The sequence below is a fragment of the Grimontia hollisae CIP 101886 genome, from assembly GCF_000176515.1.
GTDB lineage: Bacteria > Pseudomonadota > Gammaproteobacteria > Enterobacterales > Vibrionaceae > Enterovibrio > Enterovibrio hollisae.
The window spans coordinates 400,526-417,835 of the sequence record NZ_ADAQ01000013.1; the positions used below are offsets into that span (position 1 = coordinate 400,526).

The 17,310-nt window shown below is 47.8% G+C and carries 15 protein-coding genes; 9 read left to right on the forward strand and 6 right to left on the reverse strand.

Features of this window, described 5'->3' with window-relative positions:
• Nucleotides 1-164 precede the first annotated feature (164 nt).
• Nucleotides 165-1,868 (forward strand): nitrate/nitrite two-component system sensor histidine kinase NarQ, encoded by a 1,704-nt coding sequence (gene narQ, locus VHA_RS14760; RefSeq protein ID WP_040529281.1) that lies wholly within the window; start codon nucleotides 165-167, stop codon nucleotides 1,866-1,868.
• A gap of 33 nt (nucleotides 1,869-1,901) precedes the next feature.
• On the forward strand, nucleotides 1,902-2,531 hold the full coding sequence (locus VHA_RS14765) for a response regulator (protein WP_005505678.1): 630 nt from the start codon (nucleotides 1,902-1,904) through the stop codon (nucleotides 2,529-2,531).
• Between the two features lie 111 nt (nucleotides 2,532-2,642).
• Here the strand turns inward: VHA_RS14765 and VHA_RS14770 are convergent, their stop codons facing one another.
• The 6 genes from VHA_RS14770 to cydH form a co-directional block, all read right to left on the reverse strand.
• On the reverse strand, nucleotides 2,643-4,040 hold the full coding sequence (locus VHA_RS14770; protein WP_005505680.1) for a peptide MFS transporter: 1,398 nt from the start codon (nucleotides 4,038-4,040) through the stop codon (nucleotides 2,643-2,645).
• A gap of 252 nt (nucleotides 4,041-4,292) precedes the next feature.
• On the reverse strand, nucleotides 4,293-5,495 hold the full coding sequence (gene emrD / locus VHA_RS14775; RefSeq protein WP_005505682.1) for a multidrug efflux MFS transporter EmrD: 1,203 nt from the start codon (nucleotides 5,493-5,495) through the stop codon (nucleotides 4,293-4,295).
• A gap of 364 nt (nucleotides 5,496-5,859) precedes the next feature.
• A complete protein-coding gene (locus VHA_RS14780; RefSeq protein WP_005505684.1) occupies nucleotides 5,860-6,459 on the reverse strand; it encodes a GTP cyclohydrolase II in 600 nt (199 codons plus the stop codon).
• Between the two features lie 195 nt (nucleotides 6,460-6,654).
• Nucleotides 6,655-7,212: a sugar O-acetyltransferase gene (locus tag VHA_RS14785; protein ID WP_005505686.1), complete on the reverse strand. Its 558-nt coding sequence runs from the start codon at nucleotides 7,210-7,212 to the stop codon at nucleotides 6,655-6,657.
• Between the two features lie 30 nt (nucleotides 7,213-7,242).
• Nucleotides 7,243-8,466: a patatin-like phospholipase family protein gene (locus VHA_RS14790; protein ID WP_005505688.1), complete on the reverse strand. Its 1,224-nt coding sequence runs from the start codon at nucleotides 8,464-8,466 to the stop codon at nucleotides 7,243-7,245.
• A gap of 86 nt (nucleotides 8,467-8,552) precedes the next feature.
• Nucleotides 8,553-8,645 carry a cytochrome bd-I oxidase subunit CydH gene (gene cydH / locus VHA_RS19265; protein ID WP_104439932.1) on the reverse strand — a complete coding sequence of 31 codons (93 nt, stop codon included), beginning with the start codon at nucleotides 8,643-8,645 and terminating at the stop codon, nucleotides 8,553-8,555.
• 935 nt (nucleotides 8,646-9,580) lie between these two features.
• On the opposite strand from cydH, the gene VHA_RS14795 reads away from it, so the two are divergent.
• The 7 genes from VHA_RS14795 (at nucleotide 9,581) to panP (ending at nucleotide 17,231) form a co-directional block, all read left to right on the forward strand.
• A complete protein-coding gene (locus VHA_RS14795; protein WP_005505690.1) occupies nucleotides 9,581-11,086 on the forward strand; it encodes a sodium-dependent transporter in 1,506 nt (501 codons plus the stop codon).
• On the forward strand, nucleotides 11,083-11,181 hold the full coding sequence (locus VHA_RS18925) for a MetS family NSS transporter small subunit (protein WP_104439933.1): 99 nt from the start codon (nucleotides 11,083-11,085) through the stop codon (nucleotides 11,179-11,181). Before VHA_RS14795 ends, VHA_RS18925 begins: the two co-directional genes overlap by 4 nt.
• A gap of 172 nt (nucleotides 11,182-11,353) precedes the next feature.
• Nucleotides 11,354-12,076 carry a response regulator gene (locus VHA_RS14800; protein WP_005505692.1) on the forward strand — a complete coding sequence of 241 codons (723 nt, stop codon included), beginning with the start codon at nucleotides 11,354-11,356 and terminating at the stop codon, nucleotides 12,074-12,076.
• A complete protein-coding gene (locus VHA_RS14805) occupies nucleotides 12,066-13,508 on the forward strand; it encodes an ATP-binding protein (protein WP_005505700.1) in 1,443 nt (480 codons plus the stop codon). Before VHA_RS14800 ends, VHA_RS14805 begins: the two co-directional genes overlap by 11 nt.
• 3 nt (nucleotides 13,509-13,511) lie before the next feature.
• Nucleotides 13,512-14,780 (forward strand): ABC transporter substrate-binding protein, encoded by a 1,269-nt coding sequence (locus VHA_RS14810; protein WP_005505703.1) that lies wholly within the window; start codon nucleotides 13,512-13,514, stop codon nucleotides 14,778-14,780.
• A 113-nt stretch (nucleotides 14,781-14,893) separates the two neighbouring features.
• Nucleotides 14,894-15,427: a hypothetical protein gene (locus tag VHA_RS14815; RefSeq protein WP_005505705.1), complete on the forward strand. Its 534-nt coding sequence runs from the start codon at nucleotides 14,894-14,896 to the stop codon at nucleotides 15,425-15,427.
• A 160-nt stretch (nucleotides 15,428-15,587) separates the two neighbouring features.
• Nucleotides 15,588-17,231 carry a pyridoxal-dependent aspartate 1-decarboxylase PanP gene (gene panP, locus VHA_RS14820; RefSeq protein WP_005505707.1) on the forward strand — a complete coding sequence of 548 codons (1,644 nt, stop codon included), beginning with the start codon at nucleotides 15,588-15,590 and terminating at the stop codon, nucleotides 17,229-17,231.
• Nucleotides 17,232-17,310 lie beyond the last annotated feature (79 nt).

The following is a 17,310-nucleotide window of genomic DNA, read 5'->3' on the forward strand; positions in this document are numbered from 1 at the left end:
CAATAACTAAAGGTAATAAGGTTTAAGTATGGTCAAGTTAGGAAGATTTGTGAGATGCATATATACCTCTTAGGGGGTATATAATGGGTGATATTGCGCCAGATCAATTTATTAGATTGATCTGGTTCACATTATTAAATCAAAATAGCAAGCCTGATTGGAACATGACCGACCCGATTAAAAATATTATCGTTAAACAATCTGTTACCACTATCGTTGCCCGCTCACTGATAGGGATCCTGTTCCTTGCCGTCATTATCACGGGTTTTGCGATTTTTACGCTGGCATCCAGCCTGAATGATGCCGCTGCAATCAATACGTCAGGTTCACTGCGCATGCAAAGTTACCGTATGGCTTACGACATTGTATTAGCCCCCTCTCGCCTGCCCGGACATATTGATAACTTCGAACAGTCATTACTGGCACCAGAGCTCCGTATTCTTGATAACTTCGCTGTGCCTGATGAAATCCGCGAAAGGTACCACTCTCTCATTGAGCGCTGGATAAAGCTGCGTCCGGAGCTTGAAAGCGATGACAGAGCGTTTTATATCGAACAGGTTGGTTTGTTCGTGAACGATATTGATAGGTTTGTTTTCGCCTTGCAACAACACTCTGAGAACAAGCTTCAAGTGTTGGCGATGGTTGGCAGCGGTGGACTGGGCCTGATTCTGGCATTAGTACTTTTCTTGATCCAGTACACCCAAAGACGCATTGTTTTCCCGCTCAATATGCTGGTGAAAGCGAGCCAGCAAATCCAAAACCGAGAGTTCGATGCCGAGTTGCCGCCCGCCAGAAATAATGAACTGGGTGTTCTGTCAAACAGCTTTGCCCTGATGGCGAGTGAGTTGAAAGGCCTTTATGCCGACCTTGAACACAAAATCACAACAAAAACCCAAAAACTCACCAAAGCTAACCAATCATTGAACATTCTTTACGATTGCTCCAAACAGCTTTCCTCTACTTTCCTGAACCGCGAAAGTTTTGAAAGAATGCTGGCCATCACCCTTAACGCAGATGGCGTCAAGGCACTGAGCCTTCAGGCGCATAACAAAAACCAGTCAGATTGGGAGATAGCTGCCGGTTTTCCCGAGGGGGGTGAGTGGTTTGAACTGCCGTTGATCCTGGATGGCGAATCATTCGGCACACTAAAATGGCAGGGCAACCCGGATATTGTCGACAATAACCTGCTTTCCAACCTGGCGTCGATTCTCGCCCGTGGCGTGTATTACAACCATGCCCAGAAGCAGGCCATGCACCTTGCCGTGATGGAAGAACGTGCCACCCTTGCTCGGGAACTGCATGATTCCATCGCCCAGTCATTGTCGTACCTTAAAATACAAACCAGTTTACTTAAACGTCACCTCAAACTAATCAATGCACCGGATTGCAACGACATCGCCCATGATATTAGCAAACAGTTACGCATTGCCTATGACCAATTAAGGGAGCTCCTGACAGCATTCCGGCTTTCCCTCTCTCACGGGGATTTTGGCCTGGCCTTGCATGAAATGATTGAAACTCTGCAAGGACAAACAACAGCGACACTGACGGTTTCTTCGGATTTAGATACTCTTTCTATGGATGCCCAGCGGCAAATGCACATTCTTCAAATTATTCGTGAAGCCTGCTCCAACGCGATTAAGCATGCCAAGGCTGAACATATTACTGTCCGCTGCTTCCAGCACTCTCACCAGGCACGTGTCGACATCACTGACGATGGCGTTGGTTTTTCACTTATTGAGGAAAAACCTGACCATTATGGCTTGAATATTATGCAGGAGCGCTCATCCATGCTGGGAGGAGACCTGAAAATCACGACGGCACCAGAGAAGGGGTGCCAGGTAACCCTGACATTTGACCTTGACTAGGGGCTATTGCCCCCAATACGGAGATGTAACCTGATGACAAGCTGGAATGTCCTGTTGGTTGATGACCATCCCTTAATGAGAAAAGGTCTCAGCCAATTGTTGAAATATGAGCCCGAGTTCTCTTTCCTGACAGAAGTCAGCAACGGAACAGATGCCATCGCAGAAGCCTCACGCAACGAACCGGATCTGATTATTCTGGATCTCAACATGAAAGGCTTGTCTGGGTTGGATACCCTAAAAGCACTCAGGAGTGATGGCTGTACGGCAGTGATTGTGATCCTGACGGTGTCTGACAGCCCCAGCGACATTCATGCCATTGTTCAGGCCGGTGCAGACGGTTACTTGCTCAAAGACAGTGAGCCTGAAGAGCTGGTGATGCAATTGAAATCCGCCATGACCGGAGAAAAAGCCTACAGCGAACAGGTCCGCACGTATCTTGAAAAGAGCCGAGACCACACCTCTCCCCTCAGTGTACTGACTGAACGGGAGCGACAGATACTCCGCCTGGTCGCTAAGGGGCTTCGCAACAAACAGATTGCCGAAACACTCTATATCTCTGAAGCCACGGTGAAAGTGCATTTAAAGAACTTATTGAAAAAGCTGGGTGTGGAATCCCGTGTCGCGGCAACAGTGTTGTACCTTGAACATGAGCCCAACGGCTAGCAAAAAACAAAGGGCGACCCGCAGTGGTCGCCCTTCTTATTCTTGAGAGGATAACGGCAAATATGCCACTCAATGCACATATATCTGCACATATTGCTTACTGGATAACTCCTAAACTGCGGAAGCCGTTTTTTCAGGCAATGTTTCGTCAGTGTTTTGTTGGTTTCCTTCCGCACCATGCATCCAGCTCACCAATTTGTTCGAACATGCTATCAACGACACGCCAGCAATGGCTGCGGTAGCTGCTATTCCACCAAAAATAGCAAGAGGGCCGGCATCTGACACATGGCTACCGATAAAGCCTGCCACATAGTTAGCCACGGCGTTGGCACAGAACCAGGTTCCCATCATCACTGACATCAAGCGAAGCGGTGCCAGTTTTGTGATCAGCGACAATCCGATTGGGGACAAACACAGTTCACCGAGGGTGTGGAAGAAATACGCCCCAACCAGCCACCACATCGACGCCTTTGCTGCCATGTCGCCCCCTTGCTGCATGACTGCACCGACCATACATACAAAACCCAGGGACAGGAAACCCATAGCCATAGCAAATTTAATCGGTGAGCTGGGTTCATTTGCTCCTAAGCGTCGCCAGCATACCGCCAACACTGGTGCAAAAATAATAATGAACATCGGGTTCAACGACTGAAACCAGGCCGCAGGCACTTCAAAGCTGCCCAGCATACGATCGGTGTATTCCTGAGAGTAAATGTTCATCAGGCCACCAGCCTGCTCGAAACCAGCCCAGAAGATGATCACAAACAAGCTCATCACCACAATCACCTTCAGGCGATCACGTTCAACCTTCGTCAGTGGTTGTTTCTTATTGGCTCCCAGTTTGTTCATGTGTGCTTTTGCTGCGGGCTCAATACCGATATCACCCAAAAGACGGTTGGCAAAAGCCAACTGGATCACCAAAGACAGTAACATACCGATACCAGCAGACAGAAAGCCCGCTTTCCAGCCATAATGCATGGAAACCGTACCGGCGATAATACCTGCCAGCAACGACCCCAGATTGATCCCCATATAGAAGATGGTAAATGCTCCATCACGGCGGTTATCTCCGTCGCTGTAGAGCTGACCAACCATGGTCGAAATATTCGGCTTGAACAAGCCGTTACCGATAATGAGAAACACAAGGCCCACATAAAATGCCTGTAACTCGAATGGGTCGATAACGCTATTTGGCAACGCCAGTGTAAATTGACCGATTGCCATCAATGCACCACCGGCAATGATAGATCGACGCTGTCCAAGGAAATTGTCAGCGACCCATCCTCCCAGCACCGGAGTCAGGTAGACCAATCCTGTATAAATACCATAAAGATTCAACGCATCCTGGGTTGTCCATCCCAGACCGCCATTGATAGTTTTATCTGTGAGGTAAAGCACCAAGATGGCGCGCATTGCATAGAAGGAGAAACGTTCCCATAACTCTGTACCGCAGAGAAGGAACAGACCGCGAGGGTGCCCCAGCCAATCAGACTGTCTGTTTACATTCATGTCGTGTTTACCGCCTTTTTGGATATTCCAGCGGAGGCAACAAGGCCCTCCTTTTCCTGTCAGGCTCCGCTACAAGCGCAACATACTGCTTCAATTTGGCTGAGCTCGCAATTACAAAATAAGCAAAATTATCAATTCATGGCTTTCACTGACCTTCATCACATAAATTGGTAATAGAAAAGCAGAAGATCCGGTTGGATATTCTGCCTTTTCTTGACATAACGGACTTTTCAGCCGGGTTGTATTATCTGACTACGCCGCGACCGTAGTATTCGCTGTTATCTTGTGGCGGCGACATAACAGCAGACCCAGTCCAGATACTACCGCCATGGCCAGTAAAATAGCGCCCAGTGAAAATTGATCGCTGACGTTCATCTTTGCTGCCAGTAATGTAAACAGGCCAGCAGCCATGTTCTGAACCCCCCCCATTACCGCGCCTGCTGTTCCTGCATGACGTGGAAAAGGTGAAATCGCACCGGTTGTGGCAGCCGGAAACAGCAGGCCAGCCCCCATAAAGTAAAGAAAAGCACCGCCAATCAACGTGTCGACAGTGACAGTAACGAAATACCCTGGAACAACAACGGTCAATGCACCCAATAACAACACCACTGAGCCTACCAGCAGGGTTTTTCCCGCAGACATACGCTGCTCTATCACACTCGACAGCCAAGAGCCCACCATAAAGCCTGGCAAAGGCAGAACAAACAACACACTGACGGTGGTGGCACTGAGTCCCAGCGTACTGCCTAGCAAGACCCCTGCGGCGGCTTCGAACACGGAAATTCCCGAAAACACAGCAATCAAACAAATCAGGTAGCCCTGAAAGCGGCGGTTACTCATGACATGGTGATAGCTTTTCAGTACTGAATCATGCCTGCGCACTTCCGGTGGCAAGGTTTCCGTGAAATACAGCGACATGATCAGGTAAACCACAGCTGCCAGAACAAACAGGAACACATAGCTTGCCTCCCAGCCGAAACGGGTACTGAGCACCCCACCGATTACCGGTGCCATCAGGGGCGAGAAAATCAAACCGATACTGACCAAACTGTTCGCTTTGTGCAGGCGGCTACCATCAAAACAATCCCGGGTCAGGGTTCGCGCCATCGCCCCACCGCAGCCAATACCTAGCCCCTGGATCACAGTACCCAGCAGAAACAGGTTGTAGTTCAGTGCAACCAGGGTAACAACGGTGCCCAACAAGTAAATGGCAAGCCCGATAAGAATGATCGGCTTACGGCCAAACCGATCAGATAAAGGGCCATAGATAAACTGTGACAAACCATAGGGGATCAGATAGCAAGCCATCACCGCCTGTAACAACGCTGGCGACACGTTAAAGCTGTCCGCCATCATTGTCATAGAAGGAACATACATGGTCTGTGTCATCTGGCCGACAGCAACCAAAATGATGATCATGAACAAAATCTTAGAGAGAGGCGTTGATGAAGACACCGACAACACTCCTTACAGCAAGCAATCGTTAAAAATTATTTATGTGAGGATGTGGTGTAGAAAAGAGAGAATTCACACTTTCAATTATACGGTCTGTTTTGACCTAGAACACCACCCCTAATTTTGCGCAGAGTGTAGTGTTGAATAACGGTATAAACAACAGAATAAACGTGTTTCAAGCACGATAAGAAATCATAAAAAAGATTAGATTAACTAATGCGAGAACACGTCCATGATTGACCTGATTATTCTGCCACGAAACACTGTCCATCATATGGAATAGCACGCCACCAGTGGCGCAGAGGCAATGAAACGTAAAAAAGCAGCGACATGCGCTGCTTTCTACTCCCCCAAAGCCAGTTATTTAATCAAATGACAGCTTGTGCTGACCGTGAGACACTTTCGCTTTCAGGTACATCTTATTGCCCTCTTTCAGGTGAGCCTGTGTGCCTACTACCGCTTCCAGTTTAATGCCTAACTCCTGGATCTCTTTTATTTTTTTAGGATTGTTGGTAATAAGGCGAATGGTATCGACACCCAGCGCTTTCAACATGTCGGCCGCATCCTCAAAACTGCGTAAGTCATCCGGGAAGCCAAGATGGTTGTTAGCTTCATAGGTATTCATACCCTGGCTTTGTAGCTTGTAGGCATCCAGTTTGTTGTATAACCCGATCCCACGCCCTTCCTGACGAAGATAAAGAAGGATACCACCATGCTCACCCATTTTCTGGATGGTTTCTTCTAACTGTTCTCCGCAATCGCAACGGGAAGAATGAAACACATCGCCGGTGAGGCATTCAGAATGCATTCTAACCAATGGCGCCCCTTGTTGCTGATCGGCACATTTGAAGATAATAGCAACGTGCTCTTTATCCGAATTCAAACCATCAAACGACAGGATCTCGGCTGGGATCTTACTTCCGACACCCACATTGAAAGAAACTCTTGCTCTTACTTTTGCCATCGACTGCAATTCTCTTCTTATTCGGCAGCGGCTGAAGTGTACTGCCTTGTATACCTCAAACACCCCTACCTTGAGGGGCATACCCGATCCAAGTCTGGGTCACTATCAACATTGTCTGAGTGAAACTGTTATAATATAACATTCCTACCGCTTTGGCGGGCAATCGTAGCAGAAGTCCAACGACTCGCCAACCTTTCAACGCAGGCGACGCACAACGTTTGCCGGGTTGCCGGATACCACAGAAAAAGGGTCAATATCCCCTTCCACCACTGAGCCAGCTTCAACCACGGCGCCCTCACCTATCGACACGCCTGCCTTAATCACACTATTGCCGCCGATAACGACATTGTTACCAATAATAATAGGCAATGAGATTTCTTGTTCACCATCCTGTACTTCCAGCGGCAGCAACCCCTGCGTGATGGTGTAAATACCAACCCCTGGTCCAATCAGTACATTGTTACCGATTTCAACATGCCCACTGTCAATGATGGTGCAATTGGGGCCAAAAGCGACATTGTTGCCGATGTTCACGTTCATTCCGTATGAACAGGTGAAAGGTGCTTCCACCACCACGCCTTTGCCACGAATAGCGAAAAGCTTGGTGATGACCATTTCATGGGCCTCTACATCGGCAGGATCAATAGTATTAAACTGCTGGCACAGCCTCCTCGACGCATAGCGAAACTGCGTCAGTTCTGGGTCAGCAGGGCTGTAGGGTTTTCCCTGTTGCATCTTCTCAAATTCAGTCAACCTTTCTTCCTTGAGGTTCAAATCACTGTTTTAAACTTGGCTTTTTACCGTTGAAACGTCACTGAGCATTACCGCATACTCATCAACAAACTGGCGACCGACATCCAATCCCTCCTGGTAATCATGTTCCAGTTGAGAAGGCTTACTGAGCAGCGCATTGCTCAAAAGCGGCTGTTTAGGGGCCAATTGGATAAGTTCAGTGCGAATAGGAGGATGTGACATAAACGCTACCGCTTCCTGATAGGTTTGAAAGTGACGTGTCAGCATTTCCAACATGTCTGCACTCAGCTTTTGCCCTGACAATGCTTGCAGCCGATAGATGGAATCGCCACCAAACAACCAACGTCCACCATTTTTCTGTTTTTGTAATGGCACTATATCCCGCAGTTTGTGCCACAACGGTTCGGCTTTTTTCTCTCTATAATAACGCTGACGAATTTCCTCAAGGCGTTGTGATAGCTGATGATGAAAATCCGCCAGTTTTTCGAGCCGATCATCCAGGTTCAGTCTGGCAAGGTATTCCGGCAACCGTTTCTCCACCCTGCTACGCAAATTTTCCGCCAACGCTGAGGTCATCGGGGCTTTGTCCTGCTGCACAGGTTCCGTTCTGATCACAACGATAATATCCGCACCACGGTTAAACGCTTCTCTTGCAGGTATCGCCCCTGTTACGCCACCATCCACATAATATTGGTTCGCAATCTCTACCGCAGAGGGGTAGAGCATCGGAATCGCGCAGGTTGCCTTCAACACTTCCAGCCAGTTCTCCCTAAACATCGGAAAGTAATGGGGCTCTAGGGTATGGGCATTGGTTACACAGGCATACGCGGTCCGGTCAAGCAGAATTTCCCTCGCTTTACCAACGTTCAGCCCTTCAGGATTTGCTGGGCCTGCCATTTCCAGCGCCCAATCAAGATCCATAAACTGTTGGCGACGAACGTACTTCATAAGGTTAAAAAAACGCGCATTGGTGGTGTATTGGGTAATAAAGTGGTGACCAAATCCACGCTGGCGGGTGATATAGGAAGAGATATTTAACGCACCCGCTGACGTGCCTATATAGAGTTCAAACGGGTCAAGCCCTGCATCAAGAAAGCTGTCGAGCACGCCAGAAGTAAAAATACCTCTCTGCCCACCCCCTTGGGTGACCAGTGCGATACGTTTTTTACGTCCTTTCACGTTGAGAGAGGTTGGTGACGGGATGATAGAGTTTGCGAGAGACGCTAAGTATTCAGTGTCTTTTGGGCCCTGCACATGCACCTCAACGGCGTTGGGAAATATATATCACCAGTTTACGCTTGCTCACCTGTACAGAGCCAATATTTTCGTGCAATCCAATGTTATGAAAAAACGATTGCAACTGTTGCAAACGCAAAGATCCCACTCAGCGCGCAGAAAGCAGTGATCAGCGCAATTTTCAGGTTAGTGTCCATACTACGGCTCCTTTAAGATATAGAGAGACTAATAACATTTTAGCCACATACTCATAATGTAGTGAATATATCACTGCAAGTGATGATTATGCATTTTCAAACCTCCGATCCTCTATTTCCTGACGCAATTGTTTCATTTTGTGACGCAAAGCAAAGCCCCTCTATTACGATGAGTGACAGAATCTTAAGCTGTTAAACACTCACAGAGAGATAACACATTGAAACATTTCCAATAAATCACTCACCTCGCATAAAAAATGCCTTTACCGCAGCCAGACTGTCCATCAGTGAGACGCATAAACTTCATTTTCACCCCTCAATCTCATAACAACACATTAACTGGCATTCATTATAAGGTTTCAAAATCAGTTGTAATTTAGTGCTATTTTTTAATTAGTTATATTTATAAGAAAGTCATTACTTTTTATTATCTAGTCAGAATATCCCCACTCACCTCAAATCAATGTTGAACTTTTGTTCTCTTTTCATCAAATTCGACCCAACACACAATTTTGTTTATTTTCCGTTCAAACTAATCCCCAGAAATATCGCAACTTTCTGCTAATAGAATTCACATTAATAGCTCAAATCACTGGAAATATACTGCCTATATCCTAAAACGCACCATCCATGCTTATTCATACGGGACGTTTACAATAAATACAGTGCAAACATAAGAGATTCACACTATTGATTTACCAGCAACCAATGCTTAACCTGCCTTTAACCTCACTGGCAGAAGATTATTTTGCTAAACGTGATGGGAAAACATTCCAAACACAACATGGTTGAACCAACACCCGCAACCTCGCGTTAAAAGGCAGTAACGACAGCTATTCCATCTGTCCACTAAACACGGATAACACATAACAGGGCGACACACAGTCACCTGCAAACACTACAAGGACGGGCGTTATCAACAACAAGGAGAAGTTATGACTAGAGAAGTCTGGGGCTCTCGCGCAGGTTTTATCCTCGCGGCAGTGGGCTCCGCTATCGGCTTGGGGAACATTTGGCGTTTCCCCTATATGGCGTATGAAAACGGCGGTGGCGCTTTTTTTGTTCCTTACCTTTTCGCCATGCTGACCGCAGGTATCCCATTTATGATCATGGAATTTGGCCTTGGCCATAAACTTCGTGGTTCTGCCCCTGTGGTGTTTTCAAAGCTGAACACCAAATTTGAATGGCTGGGCTGGTTTCAGGTAGGCATTGCAGCAGTGATCGGCGTTTATTACGTTGCAGTCATTGGCTGGGCGATGTCCTATGTAGGCTTTGCATTCGACCAAAGCTGGGGCACAGACACCAATGCGTTTTTCTTCAGCGAATACCTGAAACTGGGTGAAAACTCCCCAAGTAATCTGGGTAACTGGCAGCTTCACATTGCCATCCCGATGGCCATCGCCTGGGCGATCACATTTGCTGCCGTGTTTACTGGTATCAAAGGCGGTATCGAGCGTGCGAATAAAGTCCTGATGCCCGTGCTGTTTATCATGATTATTCTGCTGATCGCACGCGTATCCTCCCTGCCAGGTGCCGTTGAGGGCCTCAACTATCTGTTTACACCTGATTTTAGCAAACTGACTGACACAAAAGTCTGGTCAGCCGCTTACGGCCAAATCTTCTTCACCCTGTCTGTTGGCTTTGCCATCATGCTGGCGTATTCGAGCTATTTGCCAAAAAAATCTGATGTTACAAACAATGCCTTTATGACCGTGTTGATTAATTGTGGTTTCTCAATTCTGGCCGGTGTCCTTATCTTTTCTATCCTGGGTTACATGGCACAGGAACAAGGTAAAGCGCTGACTGACGTGGTCAGCGGTGGTGTTGGCTTAGCATTTATCACATTACCACAGGCGATTAACCTGCTACCTGTGCCCTACCTCCTTGGTCCGCTGTTATTTTTAGCGTTGGTTGTTGCTGGTCTGAGTTCACACATCTCGATCATTGAAGCCGTGACGTCTGCCATCATCGACAAGCTGAACATAAGCCGTAAGGTCGCAGCCTCTACCGTTTGTGGTATTGGTTTTGTGGTATCCATGGCATTTGCAACCAATGGCGGTCTGCTGCTGCTGGATCTGGTGGACTATTTCATAAATAACGTCGCCCTGCTGGCGAGCTGTCTGATTGAGCTGGTCATTCTGGGTTGGTTGATTAAAGTGTCTGATATCCGTGATCACGTTAACAACGTCTCTGAGTTTTCCGTTGGTGCATGGCTGGAAGTCTGTGTCCGTTTCATCAGCCCACTGATGCTGGCATGGATCGTAGGGACTAACCTGTTGAACACTGTCAACGAAGGGTACGGCGGTTATACCCAAAGTGACTTACTGGTCCTAGGTTGGGGCCTGACAGTGGCACTGGTTGTCGTCGGGATTATTGTTAATGTGGTTTCTCGCCCAGCGAAAGAAACTGTAGAAGAAGACTCACAGGAGGCAAGCGCATGACAACAGGAGCGATCATTATGATGCTGATTGGTTTCGGTATCACCTGGGGTGGCGCAGCGTACTGCATCCGACGGGCAATGGCCTCGGACAAGTAATCCATCCCCCTTAACACGCTTTTCGAACCCCGGTATATCTGGGGTTCTTTTTTGTTCAAATTCGCTATTTGTTGGGCTCTGTGCACTCAAATTGCGCATCGTTCTATAGAAACGCACCCTTTTCTCTAAGATAATAACGGGATATTTGTCTAAAAAATGGGGAAAACCATTCATGATCAATCAGAAGCGGATCCTGGTGGTGGATGACGATTTAGAAATCCGCGAACTGCTTCAAGAGTACTTGTCTAAAGCTGGCTATAACGTCACAACCGCCCAAAATGGGCAGGAGATGAAAGCAAAACTGGCCGTGCAATATCCCGATCTGATCCTTCTGGATATTATGCTTCCCGGTGATGACGGATTCACCCTTTGTAAGTATGTGCGTCAGGATTCCAGTGTGCCTATTATCATGCTCACTGCCGTTTCTGATGAGACCGACCAGATTATTGGCCTGGAACTGGGGGCAGACGATTACATCGCCAAACCTTTCAGCCCCAGACAACTGGTTGCCCGCATCCGCGCACTGCTCCGCCGCACCCAGCAGCTACAGGAAACTACCCTGTCTAAACCGAAGGCAATCCGTTTTGCGCAATGGCGTTTGGATCCGGTCGCCCAACGACTAAACCATCTGGTAACAGGCCAAGAAGTCGAAATGACATCTTCTGATTTCGCGCTGCTGATGCTGTTTATTGAAAGCCCGAATACCCTGCTCGATCGCAATGCAATCTCCAACGCTACCCGTGGACGTGATGCGCAACCACAGGAGCGTGGCATCGATGTGCAAGTAAGCCGCCTTCGCCAGAGACTGAAAGACAACGGCCGCCAATCGACCATTATTAAAACCGTACGGGGCAACGGTTACATGTTCGTCGCAGACATCACTTATGAATCTTAATATCAAGGCTTATTTCTGGCCACGTTCTCTGCTATCGCGCACCCTGTTGTTAACTGTCCTGTCAGTCATCCTCGCGCAAAGTATCGCCAGCTTCTTCTGGTATGCACAGTCAAAACAACGGGAAGTAGAAGGCCTGAAAGCAACGTCGGAAAGCATGGCGCAAATGTTTGCTTCCACCACCACGTTTTTCCAATCGCTGCCCGTCGAGTACCGTCATATCGCACTCGACCAATTAAGAAACATGGGGGGAGCCCGTTTTTTTGTGTCCTTCAATACCGAAGAGATCCACATTGAGCCCATTCCGGAAACACGTTCAAAAAACGAAGCAATCAGCACCATTGAAAATGTACTTCGCAAAGAGCTTCCAAACGTGAACAAAATAACGGCCGACTTCTCACGCCCTGAAACCCTTAAGGTACTGAACAACAGCTTGCTGTTGTCAGATTTACCCAAGTCATGGGCACACCATACCCTAAGCCTTGAACCGCTCAACCCGCCTATTCTGGTCGTTCAAATTGAACTAACAGAAGGCCAGTGGGTGTATATTGCTGCGATCTTACCGGCGCCCTACATCACACTCGAAAACGATTTAATCAACGCCGACCAAATCGTCTTCCTGGTGGCCATTACGACTCTTTTGCTGGTGTTTACCTTTACCCTGATCCAGAACCAGACCCGTCCACTCAAACGTCTCGCCCTGGCTGCAAACCGCCTGAGTACCGACATTAAACAACCAGAGTTGATCGAAGAAGGGGCAAGTGAAATTACGACAGTGACCCGCGCCTTTAATCTGATGCAAAAACGACTGCAACGCTATATGCATGATCGCGAAAAGCTTTTCAGCTCAATCTCGCACGATTTAAAAACGCCTATCACCCGTCTTCGCCTTCGCGCAGAGCTGATTGATGACGAAGTACAGGCAATGAAAATCAATAAGGACCTCGATGAACTGGAAATCATGGTTAAAGGTGCGCTGCAAACCGTTAAAGACACGGATATTCATGAAAACGTGAGCCAACTCGATGTCCTGCAAATCCTCAGCAGCATTGCGGAAGTCCATAATCAGCAACAGGAGCGCGTGCACATTTTAGGCGAACAAAAGCGCGCGTTTTACTGTAAACCACTGGCATTCAAACGTTGCCTGACCAATCTCATTGACAATGGTGTGAGATATGGGAACGAAGTCTCTGTTTATGTCCATGATAATGAAAAATCTCTGGATATTACGTTGATAGACAAGGGACCAGGTATTCCGGAAGCTTTCCTGAAAAAAGTCTTTGACCCCTACTTCCGCCTGCATACCGATTTGCATGGAACCGGATTGGGGTTAGGCATTGCAAAGAATATTATCCGGGCACACGGCGGCGAAATCATCCTGTCAAACCGCACAGAAGGTGGCCTTCAAATCGATATTGCATTCCCCAGGACGTAATCAATGAAAGCATTGTCACCCCTTTTATTCGCACTGACCTTTTCCCTGTCTGCCTGCACATCACACCTCTATGCGGCAGAAAAAAATGAAATCGAAGTGCTGCACTGGTGGACCAGTGGCAGTGAAGCCCGCTCTGTCGACACACTGAAAAATAAAATGATGCAGGAAGGCCATACCTGGAAGGACTTTGCAGTAGCTGGCCGAGCAGGCCAAAGTGCGATCAACACACTACGTATCCGTGCCCTTTCGGGCAACCCGCCAGATGCCGCCCAGATAAAAGGCCCTGAAATTCAGGGATGGGGCAAACTGGGTTTTCTGACAACGCTTGACGATGTTGCCAAAACACAACGCTGGAATGAACTATTGCCGCGTCGCGTGTCTGATTACCTGAAAGTAGAGGGTAAATATGTTGCTGTTCCGTTCAATATTCACCGCGTGAACTGGCTGTGGGCAAACCCAGAGGTATTCAGGAAAGTAGGTGTTGAACCACCAACGACACTGGATGGATTTTTCACCGTGGCAGAAAAAATAAAAGCTGCCGGGTACATTCCCCTTGCTCTGGGCAACGAACCATGGCAAGAAACGACGCTGTTTGAATCCATTGCCCTGGCTGTAATGGGAACAGAAGACTTTCACCGCGCATTTATTGAAAAAGACAGTGGCCTGCTGACCGGAGAGAAGATGCGCAAATCACTCGAAACCTTCCGCCGAATGAGGCAGTATACCGATGCTGACTCGCCAGGACGGAGTTGGAGTGACACCACCTCTTTGGTGATTCAAGGCAAAGCCGCGATGCAAATAATGGGCGATTGGGCAAAAGGTGAGTTTCTGGCCGCCGGAAAGAAGGCTGGGCAAGATTTTCTCTGTATTCCGGCACCCGGTACTGCGAATCAGTTCTCTTTCAACATCGACAGCTTTGTGTTTTTTAAAAATGGTGCTTCGCACAGCACAACGTCCCAACAGGTACTTGCCAAATTAATTCTTGAGCCAGAGTTTCAGCGCGAGTTCAATCTCAGTAAGGGATCCATCCCTGTACGTGTCGATATTGATATGACAGGCTTTGATGCCTGCGCACAAACATCGATGCAGGCTTTCCTTAGAGCCGCAGCCACAGATAATTTAGTGGCTAGCCTGTCCCATAACATGGCGATTGGCCGGACATCACAAACTGCTCTTTTTGATGTAATTTCAAGGTTCTACAACAACGAAAATGCCGATATCAATGAAACCATGAAGTACATCCGCGCTGCCGTGCTTGCTGACAGCTTGTAGGCCGTTATCAGATGGAACATCTCTGTCACTTGTTGAGATTCATGTATAACAGTAGTATTAAAGAAAACTAAAATAAGCCCGTGAAACAACCTTCGAACAAAAGGATTTTAATCATGCGTCGTTCAGCCCTGTTCCTCATTGCCGCTTTAGTGCCTGGTATGTCGTTTGCGAAAGACATCGGGCAACTGGACACACTGTGCGTAAGCCAGAAATATCATAGCTATATAAATGCCTCCATTACTTGGTACGAAAACCTGGTAGACCTCACCATCAAAAAAAATCCTGATCTCGAAGGCGTAGCCAGTTGGTTCCTTGAAGGGCGCCGCAACCACTTCATGCTTAATCAAGACGCATTCGATTACTACCTGGAAAATGATCCTTCCAAACTGAACTTTGACGCGCCGGTAGAATCCTGGCTAAGCCTGACTCAGGAAGATGTTAAAACCTTGAGCAGCTCGAACGGTGAATTGGCTGATGCCGCGAAGAAAGTCTTTGAATTCCGTCAGGGCAAGGCCCACGAAGGTAACTATGACCTGCGCTCGGCATTAGCATCATTGCTTAGCCATCCGAAAGAAATTGATGTGCCGTTGAAACAGTATAATGACGCCATGTCTAAGATCACAGAAACCAGCTGTGATAAGCAATAGTCCATCTTTCTAAGGTCGCCCCCTTCGGCGACCTTTTCTCATCCTTGTGCACGATCATTTCTTTTGCGTTTGATTTTGCGCCCCCCATATTGGTTGCTGTGTTGTATCTTCGATAAACATCGTGTAGAAAAAAACATTATTAGAAAATAAAGAACCCCGGATGGTTACAGAAACAAAGACAGCGGAAGCGTCACTGGAAAGCCTTCACCGCATTTTTACCGTACCCGAAGCGCCTTATTCCACACTGGGCAGAATCGAGCAAGCGATTTCACAGAACCTGAATCGTTTTTTGCAGGATCATATTGCTGCGACGGACTATTCCTTGACTGACATTGAAAAAGATTTCAGCCATGCCCAGATCCCAGAAAAACCCACGTTTGTGTCAGAACACACAGAATTTTTGCTGGAAAAAGTGGTCGCCCAGTCTGTCCACACCTCCTCACCGCGATTCATCGGCCACATGACGTCAGCACTCCCCTATTTCCTGATGCCATTGTCCAAAATCATGATTGGCCTGAACCAAAACACGGTCAAAATTGAAACCTCCAAAGCCTTTACGCCGCTGGAACGGCAGGTTTTAGGCATGCTACATAATTTGATTTATAACCGTGAAGCGAGTTTCTACCAAAGCTGGATGCACAGTGCTGAGCATTCACTTGGCGCATTTTGTTCAGGTGGAACCATCGCAAATATTACGGCACTTTGGGTTGCACGTAATACCACGCTGAAGGCGCAGGGGGAATTCAAAGGCGTTGCAGAAGAAGGCCTGTTTCGTGCTATGCGGTACTATGGCTATGACGATCTGGCCATTCTGGTTTCTGAACGCGGCCATTATTCTTTAAAAAAATCCGCGGATATATTGGGCATTGGGCGACAATCCCTGATAGCCATTCCGACGGATGCAAACAACAAAATCCGTATCGACTTACTGGAGCAAAAAATTGCCGAACTTAAATCGGCAAATACCAAGGTCTTCGCATTGGTTGGTGTTGCCGGCACCACGGAAACGGGCAATATTGATCCACTGGATGCCATGGCTGATATTGCTGAACGTGAAGGGATCCATTTCCACGTCGACGCCGCCTGGGGGGGCGCCAGCCTGATGTCAACCAACCAACGGCATAAATTGAAAGGGATTGAACGTGCTGACTCCGTCACTATCGACGCACACAAACAGATGTATGTGCCGATGGGAGCCGGCATGGTGATTTTCAAAGATCCTTCCATGGTTTCGGCAATTGAGCACCACGCCAACTACATCTTGCGTAAAGGCTCGAAAGATCTCGGCAGTCACACTCTGGAAGGTTCACGTAGTGGCATGGCCATGCTGCTTTATGCCAGCCTTAACATTATCGGACGGGAAGGCTATCAACTGCTGATCGACCAAAGCGTTGAAAAAGCGGAATACTTTGCATCACTCATCTCACAGCAGAACGATTTTGAACTGGTCAGTGAACCAGAACTTTGCCTGCTCACTTACCGCTATGTCCCCGAGAACGTGCGTCTTGCCTTCCAGAAAGCAGACCATGTGCAGAAAGAGGCGCTTCACCAGCACTTGAACGATCTCACTGTTTTTATTCAAAAGCGCCAACGCGAAGCAGGCAACACCTTTGTCTCCCGTACGACCCTGACGCCATATTACCTTGAACGCAGAGCCACCAACGTGTTCAGGGTGGTATTGGCTAACCCGTTGACCACACATGACATTCTTCAGGAAGTGCTCGACGAACAACGCACCATCGCACAGCAAAGTACCATTGCCTATCCCAAGCTCATCGAGTTGGCCAGACACATCCTAAACTAACCATCTTTTCCCCAAAAGCCGCATAAGCGGCTTAATTATCCTTCAATATCAGGCATCTATCCGTGCTGCAACAGGTTGC